Here is a 12,893-nt window from a genome sequence, read left to right as displayed (position 1 = left end):
GAAATTTATTTGTTTTGCTCAACGAGATCTTCCACCGCTTTTTGCGCATCTGCCAACCCTTCAGCCGGTGTTTTGCTGCCCAGCATGATTTGGTCGATCTGTTCATTGACAAGACTGCTGAAATCAGGCGCTGTCAATGGTACAGGTGTGATCACCGTATTGGCAAAGTTTTCATCTGCCATTTGGTAGATCATTTGGCCGTTTTCATCTAGATTGTCGTTGTTGACCAAGTTTTCGTTGGCTGTTCGATTCGCCATGATATCAAAGCTTTTCTCACCAAATTTCTCTTGAACTTCTGGTGTCGACAAGTATTTGATAAACTCATAGGACGCTTCAGGATCTTTGGCTCCGTATGGCACTTCTAAGACGAACCCGCCACCCCATGACCAGTGACCAGAACCACTTTCTTTTTCAGGAATTTGAATGACCCCAAATTCAAAGTCATCCGGTGCATTTTCCGCTAAACTTGAGTAGTAGTTGATGTTTTGCGCACGCATCGCCACTAATCCAGAAATGAATGGATCGGCAACACCTGAACCAAATTCAGCTTCTAACCGATTGATGGTATCTTGACCATAATACTCTTGCCAGTCTAAGATCCATTCCAACGCTTCCACTTTGTTGTCTGTATCGATTTTGACGTTCTCATCCTTGTCAAACCAGCTGACGCCATCGTCGGCATTCAAGGCCCACACATCGGCGCCTAAATTCCACAATGGGTAAAAACCGATCCGCTCAAAGTCATCACCGTTTTTGACATCTAATTTACGAGCAACTGTTTCTAACTCCTCCCACGTTTGGGGCAGTTGCTCTTCACTGATACCTGCCTCTTTAAAGAGTGTCTTGTTGTAGAAAATCACTTGCGTATCTGTATTGAAAGGAACAGCATACGCATCCCCTTCATACTCCACCGTATCCCATAATTGCGGATAAAATTCATCAGAAAAGCCTTCTTCGATATACTCGCTTAAATTTGTTGCTTGCTGCGCTTCTGCCCGCTGAGCAACAGAATTAATATCTTGTACAATAACATCAGGCGGATTACCAGCAGTGATCGACGACAGTGATTTTGTCCAAATATCGCCCCAAGGCTGGTAGCTGTATTTGACCTCGATTTTATCTTGTGACGCATTAAAATCATCAATAATTTCTTCAATTACTTCTTGTCTTGCACCAGACCCCCAGAAGGACCAAAAATCCAACGTCGTTTTGCCATCTGCTGACTCATTCCCCGAGGAATCAGCGGTTTCACTATTGCCACATCCTGCCGCCAGTACACCAACTGAAAAAAGCAAAGTCCCCATATAAAATAACTTTCTCATTTAACCTAACCTACTTTCATTTATTTTTAATGTACTATTTAAAAGCTATCACTACTTCTTCTTTTCAGCAAACAAAAAGCATCGTTATTCGAATAAAAAAATAACATTTTTACCGTTTCACGATAAGAAGAGCGTTTTCTTTGAAAATTTAAAAAAAGTGGGGCATCATAGAAATAGCACCTATTTTTCAACCTCTCGTTAGATCATTTGAAAAACGATGTTTATAGAAAGGGAGTGACCACATGCTAGTCATTGTCGATATGCAAAACCAAATTCTCGATGAAGCGAACGAAGCGTATGTGCCAGATAGCGCCGCTCTCGTCAAACGAATCGCGAAGCGCCTAGAACAAGCGCGGGCGAATGGGGAGTACATCTTACACACCCGCGACATCCCAATCGAAGTCAAAGGAACGCCTGATGAAGAAGCCGCTGCCCTGCAGCTTATCCCAGAACTTAAGCCTCTCGAAAATGAAAAAGTCGTCAAGAAATACTATTACAGTATTCCACCTGAAGTCTTGATCGACATCAAGAAAAATCTATTTGAACCCGAGGAAAAAAAGAAAATCGAAATCACCGGTGTTGAAACCAACATCTGTGTCCTTTCCAATACGATCGAGATCCAAAGCGCCTTTCCTGACGCTGATTTCACCATCAATAAAACATTAGTCGCCGGTAAAAATCACGAGTCGCAAGGACTCGACATCTTACGAGACTTCAATGTCCAAATCATTGATGGAACAAAATAAACCAATGACCAATAAATAACGAAAGCTCCCTGTTCAAGGAACAGGGAGCTTTTTCAATTTAATTATTCATTCAATTCATTGAGCCATCTAATAGCTCGGTCGGAATTTCAATCCGAACCTCATTTTCTGTCTGACAGTTTGGACATACGAAGGTTCCTTCAATGGCTTCCTTCACTTCCCCGTAAGTATAATGAATAGCGATTTCATCTTCTGCCAATTCATTCGTTTCCAACGGTGGTACCATGGTTAATTGCCCCTCGCTGTCTTCTTGTAAATGAACGACTAGCTTCCCATCAAAGTTTTCATTGCAATTGGTGCAGGAAGCTTTTCCTCGAATCGTTAGATCCATGATCATCCCTCCTCATTTCTTGTCACTGGTTGATGCAGGTTCCAGTAGATACTCGTAACACATGCATGCTTCACTTTAATAGTGTCACGCTTTCACTTTTTTAGCAAATCATCTGTTTTTCTTTTTTTAAACCATTGATGAAGAAAAATCCTAATCAACCGTTTTGAGCGTTTTCGTTGTCAAATCGTTAAAATCCTTGCAGAATTAACTTATCTGTTACTGAAAAGTAAAAACATGTTGTTGGAAAAATTAGTGATTGTCCGAACTTATCTGAACAAACAAGGAGGAAAAATGATGCAAGCAGTAACCTGGCAAGGAAATCAAAAAATGGACGTTCGCCGTGTAGAAGATCCAACGATTTTAGAACCGACGGATGCGATCATCCGAATCACCGCAACTGCAATCTGCGGCTCTGATCTCCACCTTTACCACCATGGCGGCTCGGTTTTGGAAGAAGGCTATGTCGTTGGTCACGAACCAATGGGTATTGTCGAAGAAGTCGGCAGTCAAATACAGAAACTAAAAAAAGGCGACCGCGTCGTCATCCCTTTCAATATCGGTTGCGGTCACTGCCACTTTTGTCAAAATGAGATGGAAAGTCAATGCGACAATTCTTCAGAAGATACATTGTATGGCGGCTTATTCGGTTTTGGAAAAATGAACGGCAACCACTGGGGCGGTCAAGCCGAATTCTTGCGCGTACCGTTCGCAGATTTCACCTCGTTTATCGTACCTGAATCAACGATCCCTGATGAAAAAGTATTGTTTTTATCTGACATCTTACCTACAGCATATTGGAGCGTCCAAAATGCCGGCGTCAAAAAAGATGATACCGTGATCGTCTTAGGCTCAGGACCAGTTGGCTTGTTTGCGCAAAAATTTGCTGTGATGGCAGGCGCTAAGCGGGTGATTGCCGTGGACCCTGTTGCTCATCGCTTAGAAAAAGCCAGCAGCTACAATCAAGTCGAAACATTCCAATTGGATGATCTGGCTACTAGTGCCGATGAATTGTATGAACTGACCAAAGGTGGCGCTGATGTGATCATCGACTGTGTTGGGATGGATGGTTTAGAACCCGTCAAAGAAAAAGCCAAAAATCTAGTCAGCTTGCAAAGTGGAACAATCTCACCGATCCAGATGGCCGCCAAGGCAGTCAAAAAATTTGGTACCGTCCAAATCACTGGCGTTTACATGACACCTGCTTCTTCTTATCCATTGCAAGAATTCTTTATGCGCAACATTGATGTCAAACACGGGCAAGCACCTGTGATCCATTTGATGCCAAAAATTTATGATATGATCGCGGACGGTTTGTTTGACCCGTCACAGATCATCACCCACACGATGCCTTTAGCAGATGCTGCCAAAGCGTATGAGATTTTTGACAAAAAAGAAGACAAGAACATCAAAGTTGTCTTGAAACCTTAGCACAAATAAAGGAGCAGTGATGGCACCTATGCCAAAAATCAAACGGAGTGAACATCAATTCGATCCGGGAAAAGAAGAAGATGTGATCATCAAGGCAAGCCGCTTTCGCATCTACTTTCAAAATCGCTACATGTTGATCTCACTTACGAATGATATTTTGACGGGCTTGTTTTATATTTTCGGGAGTATCGTTTCATTAACTAGTTTGCCTGCGATATACGGAACGATCGCCTATTTGATCGGCGGAGTCTTTTTGACCATTCGCCCGCTGATTAAAATCGTTCGCCATGTCTATATTTATAATGAGCGCAATCAAGACGGCGAGAAAGAAAAAGATGTCACCATCACCGACGATGAACGTTGATGGGGCGACAACTAGAGAGGAGTTTCCTATGTTAAAAACATTTGATGGGATCGCACTGACGCTATTGATCATCGGCGGTATCAATTGGCTGCTGGTCGGCGCCTTCGAGTTTGACCTTGTCGCAGCGATCACCGGCGGCAGCACGTCGATCATTGCCCGCGTCATTTATATTCTAGTTGGGATCAGTGCATTGTATAGCCTGAAATTCTTTCCAGCTATCGCCCGCCAACAAACCCTCGACTAATTGAAAATAAAACCTGCATCTGCGGTGTCCTGACCCCAAAAAAGTTAGATTTTTGGTCTAACTTTTTGAGGTCGCATCTGTGGATGTAGTTTTTTTGTCTACAATCATTGAAAAAAAACACCAGTTGTACTACTCTTGTATTTAACCTACTATTTTCGAAAATATAAAAAGGACGTGACTCATGACCCCACCTACTAGACCCTCGCTGATACGTCGGATACTCGGTCGGATGCTTTTGCTATTGATTTTCTTATTTATTCTAGGTATTATTGGCGGAATTATTGTTTTAAATAACCTCACCATCGCGGAAAATTGGTTTGGTCTGAATGAATACCAAGTCGTTGAAACCAGGCATCAGATCATTCGTTTGTTCCCCTACTTTTGGGTAGCAGGGATCCTGCTGGTCTTTTTGATCGGTCTGATCATCGGCCTCAAAAAACACAAAAAATCGCCATTTTACTGGTTATTCTCATTGCTCTTGCTGCCAGCGATTCTCTTTTGTATTGGCGTAGTTTCCACCTTTTTACCTGTAGACCGCCAACTCTTTCGAGAAGAAACCAGTGCCAAAGAAATTATGGCGGCGCTACCAAATCAATCTTCATTCAAGGACAAAGAGCTGCAACTGGTCAGCTATAGTTTTCACATCCGCAATGTCCCGCTAAAAAGCGGCATTTATGCAGTTGCGCGAGTGATCAATCCAAACACAGGCCTACAAGACGAGTATTGGTATTACCCAGAAAATCTGTTGACCAAATGGAAAAAAGACGACGATACGATCGAGCTTTCGATGGAAGATACCATTGCCTTTGATGCCATCGACTGGGGCGTCATTCCCAAGATCATCAAGGATTCTGAGGCGCGAGCAGCTCAGCTAGATCACTATGTTCCTGGTGTCAGCATCGTCATTTTAAACGGCTTCCAAGGTGAATGGACTTGGACCGTTGGTTTAAATGGGATTCGTAATCGAACCGAGATCAATTATGTCTATGATCTCAAAGGAAATTATCAATCCGAATGGCAATAAAACAAGCGGCACCTATCCCTGTGAATAGGTGCCACTTTTGCTTTTATCGGTTTACTGATCCAAGTCTTTGACACACCGAAACCCTAAATTATTGGCTGCCGACATCCCAGAATTACCATTTCTAGCGGCAATTCGGTATCGTTTGCAATAGGATTCATGGCACAAAAATGAACCGCCGCGAGTCGCATACAGTTGATCATCTTGTGTTTGATTCCTTATCCAAAAGGTTTGTCCCGTCTGTTGTTGAAACTGCGTCAACGGGATGCGGGCAGGATTGACGCACCATTCCCAGACGTTGCCGATCACTTGATACAGACCAAAGCCGTTGGGCTCATACCATTTCGCTGGCGCTGTATTGGCAAAGCCATCTGCTCGCGTGTTGCTTTTTGGAAACTCTCCTTGCCAAATATTGCAATGATAGGTATTTTCTGCCAAAAATTCCCTTCCCCAAGGATATTTTTCAAAACTTGTCCCGCCTTTTGCAGCGATCTCCCACTCTGCTTCTGTCGGGAGGCGTTTTTTTGCCCATTGGCAATAGGCGATCGCATCGTTGCGAGACACCTGAACCACTGGGTGATCCATCCGCTGGGCAATCGTTGAATCAGGTCCTTCAGGATGACGCCAATCTGCGCCGCTAACCGCGTACCACCAAGCCATATTCGGTACCTTTTGACTGCGGTGTTTCGTTTGCTCACTTAAAAAATAGTGAAAAACGAACGACCAGCCAAAGCGCTCGGCTTCTGTGACATATCCTGTTGCTTCCACAAAAACTTGGAAAGCTTGGTTCGTCACCGTCGTGGCATCAATGGCAAATGCTGGGCTGTCGAGGCTGATTTGCGGTCCCTCAAGATCCTCGGCAAAGCCGTCCATCGTATTCGTGCCGATTCGATAAGTTCCTGCTGGAATCGTGGGCATCTGTTTGCCTCCTTTTTACAATAATTGATAGCCATTGTACAGATTGATCAGTAACACCAGCACGATCACGGTTTGGAATACCAGTGTCACTCGCTGCGGTGACAGGACGTTGCTGGCCTTGGCGCCTAATAGTCCTCCCACGATCGCGGCTGGAATAACAAACCACAAAATTTGCAGATCATACGCACCAAAACCTGTCGAAAAAGCGATCGTCAAAATTTTTGCCAGCTGCGAGAAAAAAATCGTACAAATTGAATAAATCGTCGCCTCTTTGATCGGCATGGCAAACAGCAACATCAATAAAGAAACATTGATGGGTCCGCCGCCGATCCCCAGCAAACTGGCTAGAAAACCGAGAATCAAACCGCAAGCTGCATACCAGCCGACTTTTTCCAACGCAAACCCGCGCCAGTTATATTTTGTATACAAAAAAGCAAACAATAGTGTCAGCACGGTCAAAAGGATTTGGATCAGCTGAACCATCTTGTCGTCTCGAAAAACCAGCAATAGCTGTTCAAAGGCAACATTGCCTAAAACACCGCCTAACACAGCACCACCAGAAACCCACAAGGCAATCGACCAATTGATTTTCCGTCCACTGGCTAATTGTCTAGCTGTCGAAACGATAGACATCGTGAAGACAGCTGTCGCCGAGTAAAAAGAGATCGCAGCAACAGAATGGGCGCCGATAAAATCGAAAATCGGTTTGATCAATACACCACCACCCATGCCGGAAACTGCACCTACGGCATTTGCTAAGACGATCACGAGAAAATAAATCAATCCGATCATTGTCTCACCCCTTGCAACAGCCCCAATATCTCATTGATTCTGGGTGTGAAGTCTTTTAACAGCTCCTGATAGCCGCAAAACCCCTCACTATCCACGTACATTGCATCTTTCATTCGTTTACAGCCTCCTCGGCACATTTTTTGGAAAGGACATTGCGTACACTTCGAAGGCATGTCTTTTTTCTGGCACAAAAACTGCTGCGAACAGTCTTGAGAAAACAATTCCCGCAACGTTTGCTCTTGGATATAGCCCATGCGAAACTCATCTAATACATAGAAGTCACAAGGATAGACACTGCCGTCGGCTTCGATCACATACTGCACTTGGCAGTTGCCTAGAATCCCACAGGCAGTTACTTGCTGCCGCACCAATAGATTTAGTAAATCATCGAACAGCTTAATACTTAGGTAGCGCCCTTGTGTCAATTCCTGCAGCCAAAACGCCAACAGCTGCTGATAAAAGTGCGCAAAGCTTCTTGGTGTCAAGGCATAGTCGTTCGTTGACGTGGCATCCAAATCAGCCAAACAAGGAATGAACTGCGCAAAGGCAATCTGCTCTTCCTTGAGAAAATCAAACACACGCTGGGCTTCCTTTGCTAATGGATTTGTCAACACGCACAAGACATTGTACTCGATCTGATAGGCGTCCAATAATCGCTTGGTCTGCAAAACCCGCGCAAAGGTCCCCCGCCCTTTGGCGTCTAATCGATGCCGATCGTGCGCAAGCGGATGCCCATCGATCGACAGCCCGACTAAAAAGCGATACTCTTTCAAAAAACGACACCATTTATCATTGATCACCATGCCGTTGGTCTGGATCGCATAGTGTACTGTCACTCGCTTTTTTTGCGCCGCAACATAAGCCGTTAGTTTTCTAAAATAACTCAGCCCTGCCATCGTCGGCTCTCCGCCTTGAAATGCCAACGTCAAATGATCGCCAGCTTCTAAGTCTGCATAGATGTTTGCAATCATCTTTTCCATTACACCCTCTTTCATTTTGCCAAAGGAACGCACTTCGCGCAAGGAACTGACGTTGGCATAAAAGCAATAGGTGCAGCGCAGATTGCAAAGAGAGGATGCTGGCTTGATCAATACGGAGATGTGTTTCATTTGTTGTTCCTCACTTCTTTATTTCTTTTGTGCGATTGTCTGCCTCTGACTATTGCTTAAACCTAAGCGCTGATACTCGCTTTCAGGAGCTTCAATCTGATTCATTACTTTAATCAATTTCTGAATCATTTCTTGTTCAATCAGTGGGTCATGAAACGGTGTTAACTGCTTTGGATCATTCTTTAAATCAAACAACAAGTGGCCTACCGAATAAGAATCGATATAGGTGGAAACTTCGACTTCTGTGTAAGGAAAATGATTTGTAAATCGATTGCCCTTTTTCAAGACCATGCTGTCTAAGACCTCTTTATTCAAAAAACCACGCAATGAAGCATAACTAAGCGTCTGCATTGTGATTGGTCCATTCGAAGGGTGAACCGATGCACGCATATACACATAACGACCATCGTAGATATTGACATGACCGCCGTTTGTACCAAAAATAATTTCTTGATGAAGCGGTTGCGAATGCTGTTTTTTCAACACAGGCAACAAAGATTTGCCATCCATATCTAAGGTGTTCTCAATTTCAAAATAATCCAATAAAGTTGCTGGAATATCGATGGTTTGACTCAATACTGGAGTATGGGTTCCCGATTCAGCTTGTGGGTAACTGATGAAAAAGGGCAGATGAATGATTTCTTCATACATCGGTGCTACGTTTTTTCCTAACCAGTCATGTTCCCCTAACAAAAAGCCATGGTCGGTATTCACAATGATCAAGGTATCCTCCCACATATTATTTTTTTCTATAAAGTCCAGCACTCGTCCTAAGTGATGGTCACACATACTGATCAACGCTGCGTATTCTTTTTGCAGCTCAATCAAATCCTGCTCGCCAACGTCTTCTGTTACACGACCATATTTTGGCCAAAAGTAAGGTGATTCATTTGGTGTCTCCTGGTACAATTTGCGATAGGTTTCTGGCACATAAAATGGTTCATGGGGGTCAAAACATTCGACTTGCAAAAACCATTGATCTTCATTTTTGTACTGTTCCAAAAAATCCAAACCGGCTTGGATCGTTTGAACCGTGGACAGGTCTTCTTCTACTGCTTGCCGTGTTCGATTCGCAAAATGCTGTTCCACAGAAATACCACTCTTATTTAACGGATTCAGCGGTGGATGATTCTCTGCCTGTTTTCTTGGAACCCATCGGTCGCCTTCTTGTCCTCTAAATCCTTCCCATGTGGAATAACGGTTATGATACGTGGCACCGCCATCTTCAAAGTAATGGGAATGGTCGGTTACCAAATGACAATAGACACCATTTTGCTGCAGCGTATCAAAAATTGACGAATCAAACGGTTCTAATTGTCCCCACGAACGATGCATAAAATTGTAACGACCTGTATGAATTTCTCTTCTCGCTGGCATACAAGGCATGCTGCCACCATAAAAGTTGTCAAACGTAATCGTTTTTTCTCTTAACCGTTCAAAATTTGGCGTGTTGATCCAATCGTTTCCGTAGTTTGATAAAAAATCTCTAGCCAGAGTATCAAACATCAGCATAATTGCTCGCATAGCATTCTTTCCTTCTTTCTTTTCTTTCCTTTTCTTGGTCGTTGCGACTACTTGACGATCGTTATCGCCCCTCGATTATCATCAGCGATCACATCTAAGTATGCGGAAGTATTCGTAACGACGATCGGCGTCACTAACGAGTATCCTGCCTCTTCAATTTCTTCTTTATCAAATGTAAGCAATACCTCTCCTTGCTTGACCTGATCCCCTTGCTTGACTTTTGTTTCAAAAAAACGACCATCTAAGTTCACTGTATCCATGCCGATGTGAATCAACACTTCCACGCCATCGTCCGACTTCAAGCCAATCGCATGCTTCGTTGGAAACAGTGTTTCAACTACTCCGTCAAAAGGTGCTCGAACCAGTCCTTCATCTGGTGAAACTGCTAAGCCTTTTCCTAATAGTCCATTTGCAAATGCTTGATCTTCTACTGCCGACAAAGGCAAAACGATGCCTGTTAATGGTAACGAAAAAGTGATTTCTTTCGCTGCTCTTTCTTCTGGGATCAAAGGCGAGGCTTCGTTATTACTAGCTGTTGCTTCTTGCCGATCCTCTTGCGGATCATACAAGAAAGTAATCGTTAAAATAAATGATAAGACGAATGCTACAGTGATTGCTAATACATACCCATAAAAGCCGCTTCCAATGCCTTCTGTCGGATCAATGTAGTTGGGTAAACTGAAGATACCCATCCCACCTATAATAAAGGATTTTGTTCCCATTGCACCCATGATCAATCCGCCGATCGATGCTGAAATCAAGGTCGCAATAAATGGTTTTTTTCTAGGCAACGTGATACCGTACAAGGATGGCTCCGATACCCCAAACAGACTGGAAATAAATGCGGGAATCCCGATTGCCCGAATAGAATTATTTCTAGACTTAATAATAACTGCCAGCACAGCTCCTGCGGTCGCAAAAGGAGTCGCTTGTCCTAAGACCATCACTGGGTCGTAACCAAGAACACCAATATTGTTGATTGCGATCGGAATGATCCCCCAGTGAAGACCAAACATGACCAACACTTGCCAAACAGCACCAACTGCAATCCCTGCAATAATTGGGCTGAAGTTATAGATCGCCAACACAGCCGCACCCAACAAATTGCCGATCCATGTCGCGATCGGACCAATGACAATGAAAGTCAGCGGAACCATGATCAAGACAGTTAGAAACGGAACTAAGAAACTCCGTACAATACTAGGAATGATTTTTGTAATGCCTTTTTCTAATCTGGCACCAAAATAGGTAGCAATGACGATTGGAATAACACTGGAACTATAACTCATTAAAATGACTGGTATTCCTAAAAAAGTGACATAAACAGGCGATTCAAAAACGGTTCCTGCAAACAAGGTATACAACGGTTCGGCATTTGCCGTCAAGCCAGACAAGGCTGGATAAACAAGGGCAGCACCGATCGCCATACCGACAAATTGCTTTAAACCAAATTTTTTCGCTGCGGTATATCCTAAAAAGATTGGAAAGAAGTAGAAGAAACAATCACCTGCTGCTTGCAAAATCGCATAGGTTCCTGACGTATTCTCAATCCATCCCAAAGAAACAAATAGCGCATTTAATCCTTTGATCATTCCTGTGGCAGCTAGAAGACCCAATACAGGTGTAAAGATACTGGAGATCACATCGATAAAAGCATCCAGCGGTCCTTTCTTTTCTCCCGAAGGTGCCTCATCATTTCCTGCCAATCCTGCATGTTGAACAAATTCTTGGTACACCTCTGGCACATGATTGCCGATCACGACTTGGTATTGACCGCCGCTTTGAACGACTGTCACGATTCCTTTCGTCTTTTTCAGTGTTTCTGTGTCTGCTTGCTCCTCATGTTTTAAATCAAAACGCAGTCTTGTGATGCAGTGGGTCACCCCATTGATATTTTCTTTTCCGCCGACTCCTTTTAAAATTTCATCGACCAATTCTTGATATGCCATCGTTCTCATCCTTTCAATGTAAAAATAAAAAGCAAGACAAATAACTATTCCTTGATGGAATAATTATCAGTCTTGCCTGCATTATCAGTAACAACCTTTATTCGTTCTCTATTAATTTTTGAATGTGTAACGTTAAGTACAGCTTTTCATCATCGTTCAAGGGAACACCTAAATACTTTTCAATCAAAAGCATCGTCTTATACGCGTCTGCATACTGTCCGCTCACGTGTCCCAATAGCGGATTTGCTTTTACCACATCTGGTCGAGCCTTCAATCGCTGGAAAAAAAAGCGCAAATGGGTGATAAATCGATCGAATGCCAAAGAGTTTTCATCAATTTGTATCTTGTTAGAAAATCGAATAAGTGAAATAATATCGCGAATCTTTTTTGCAATCGATTGGACATCTTTTGGCTGATCAATCTCATCTGTTACTTGTGCATTGATCAAATGCATTGCTATATTTCCTGCTTCTTCTTCCTCAAAGACGACCCCTGTTTCTTGTCCGATCCGTTCCAATGCTTTTTTACCAACTTCAAATTCCTGCGGATAAAACTTCTTTAATTCCCATGATAATCGGTTCGTAACTGTGATTCCTTGTTCATGCAGTTTGAACAGATTATACAAATGATCGGTAAGTGATACATACAGCGTCTCGCTTAACTCCTGTTTTATTTCTGCTTTCGCAAGTGAGATAATATCATCCGCTAAAGACACATATTTTGTCGGAATGGATGACAATAAACTTAAAAATCGCTCGGAAACTTTGTTCTTATGAAGCACAAACACTTTTTCAATTTTTGATTCATCAGCAGTTTGCCCGGGTTTCATTTTGAAGCCAAGGCCGGTACCGATCCAGATAAAATCTTTGCCATCTTGTCCGACCAAAACTGCATTGTTGTTTAAGATTTTTTTGATCTTCAAGACGCTTCTCACCTCCTTAAAATGAAAAAAGGCGATACCTTAATACATGTGTAGGATCCATACACACGTAAAAAGGTATAGCCTGCATTATCAGTAACTACCCATTTGATTGCCTTTACTATACTATTTTTCTAGAAACGTTGCAAGCGTTTTATTGATTTTTCTTTTTTTGCTTCGTTTCAAATAGACACGGATCAGCCTTTCT

13 protein-coding genes are annotated in these 12,893 nt (G+C 43.0%); 5 read left to right on the top strand and 8 right to left on the bottom strand.

Going from position 1 to position 12,893, the window contains the following annotated elements:
- Positions 1–5 precede the first annotated feature (5 nt).
- Complete coding sequence (locus tag IGI88_RS12825) at positions 6–1,322, bottom strand: ABC transporter substrate-binding protein (RefSeq protein WP_008379010.1); 1,317 nt, start codon at positions 1,320–1,322, stop codon at positions 6–8.
- Between the two features lie 242 nt (positions 1,323–1,564).
- Here IGI88_RS12825 and IGI88_RS12820 point away from each other — a divergent pair, with 242 nt between their 5' ends.
- Positions 1,565–2,068 carry an isochorismatase family cysteine hydrolase gene (locus IGI88_RS12820; RefSeq protein WP_139960061.1) on the top strand — a complete coding sequence of 168 codons (504 nt, stop codon included), beginning with the start codon at positions 1,565–1,567 and terminating at the stop codon, positions 2,066–2,068.
- Positions 2,069–2,138: 70 nt separating this feature from the next.
- On the opposite strand, the gene IGI88_RS12815 is transcribed toward IGI88_RS12820, so the two are convergent.
- Complete coding sequence (locus IGI88_RS12815) at positions 2,139–2,423, bottom strand: hypothetical protein (RefSeq protein WP_005234711.1); 285 nt, start codon at positions 2,421–2,423, stop codon at positions 2,139–2,141.
- A 288-nt stretch (positions 2,424–2,711) separates the two neighbouring features.
- On the opposite strand from IGI88_RS12815, the gene IGI88_RS12810 reads away from it, so the two are divergent.
- From IGI88_RS12810 to IGI88_RS12795, 4 genes are all read left to right on the top strand, one after another.
- On the top strand, positions 2,712–3,845 hold the full coding sequence (locus tag IGI88_RS12810; protein ID WP_086299276.1) for an alcohol dehydrogenase catalytic domain-containing protein: 1,134 nt from the start codon (positions 2,712–2,714) through the stop codon (positions 3,843–3,845).
- Between the two features lie 19 nt (positions 3,846–3,864).
- The gene (locus IGI88_RS12805; RefSeq protein WP_034868385.1) at positions 3,865–4,209 is read left to right on the top strand and encodes a YrhK family protein; all 345 of its coding nucleotides are present in this window, start codon (positions 3,865–3,867) and stop codon (positions 4,207–4,209) included.
- 28 nt (positions 4,210–4,237) lie between these two features.
- Complete coding sequence (locus tag IGI88_RS12800; protein ID WP_008379021.1) at positions 4,238–4,453, top strand: DUF378 domain-containing protein; 216 nt, start codon at positions 4,238–4,240, stop codon at positions 4,451–4,453.
- A gap of 181 nt (positions 4,454–4,634) precedes the next feature.
- Positions 4,635–5,477, top strand: coding sequence for a hypothetical protein (locus IGI88_RS12795; protein WP_008379024.1), 843 nt, complete (start codon positions 4,635–4,637; stop codon positions 5,475–5,477).
- Positions 5,478–5,528: 51 nt separating this feature from the next.
- Here IGI88_RS12795 and IGI88_RS12790 read toward each other — a convergent pair whose 3' ends face one another.
- The 6 genes from IGI88_RS12790 to IGI88_RS12765 all read right to left on the bottom strand — a co-directional run bounded on the left by IGI88_RS12790 (position 5,529) and on the right by IGI88_RS12765 (position 12,688).
- Positions 5,529–6,392 carry a formylglycine-generating enzyme family protein gene (locus tag IGI88_RS12790; RefSeq protein ID WP_429960601.1) on the bottom strand — a complete coding sequence of 288 codons (864 nt, stop codon included), beginning with the start codon at positions 6,390–6,392 and terminating at the stop codon, positions 5,529–5,531.
- Between the two features lie 15 nt (positions 6,393–6,407).
- Positions 6,408–7,184: a sulfite exporter TauE/SafE family protein gene (locus IGI88_RS12785; RefSeq protein ID WP_429960600.1), complete on the bottom strand. Its 777-nt coding sequence runs from the start codon at positions 7,182–7,184 to the stop codon at positions 6,408–6,410.
- The gene (locus tag IGI88_RS12780; RefSeq protein WP_196044060.1) at positions 7,181–8,293 is read right to left on the bottom strand and encodes a radical SAM/SPASM domain-containing protein; all 1,113 of its coding nucleotides are present in this window, start codon (positions 8,291–8,293) and stop codon (positions 7,181–7,183) included. Before IGI88_RS12780 ends, IGI88_RS12785 begins: the two co-directional genes overlap by 4 nt.
- Positions 8,294–8,311: 18 nt before the next feature.
- Positions 8,312–9,817: a sulfatase-like hydrolase/transferase gene (locus IGI88_RS12775; protein WP_016613611.1), complete on the bottom strand. Its 1,506-nt coding sequence runs from the start codon at positions 9,815–9,817 to the stop codon at positions 8,312–8,314.
- Positions 9,818–9,864: 47 nt separating this feature from the next.
- The gene (locus tag IGI88_RS12770) at positions 9,865–11,766 is read right to left on the bottom strand and encodes a beta-glucoside-specific PTS transporter subunit IIABC (protein ID WP_429960599.1); all 1,902 of its coding nucleotides are present in this window, start codon (positions 11,764–11,766) and stop codon (positions 9,865–9,867) included.
- A gap of 97 nt (positions 11,767–11,863) precedes the next feature.
- Entirely contained in the window at positions 11,864–12,688 is an 825-nt protein-coding gene (locus IGI88_RS12765) for a PRD domain-containing protein (protein WP_225869304.1), read from the bottom strand.
- Between the last annotated feature and the right edge of the window lie 205 nt (positions 12,689–12,893).

The sequence above is a fragment of the Enterococcus sp. AZ179 genome (genome assembly GCF_050498885.1).
GTDB lineage: Bacteria > Bacillota > Bacilli > Lactobacillales > Enterococcaceae > Enterococcus_D > Enterococcus_D entomosocium.
The sequence above is the reverse complement of the archived record's forward strand: the minus strand, read 5'-3'. Positions and strand labels throughout refer to the sequence as shown.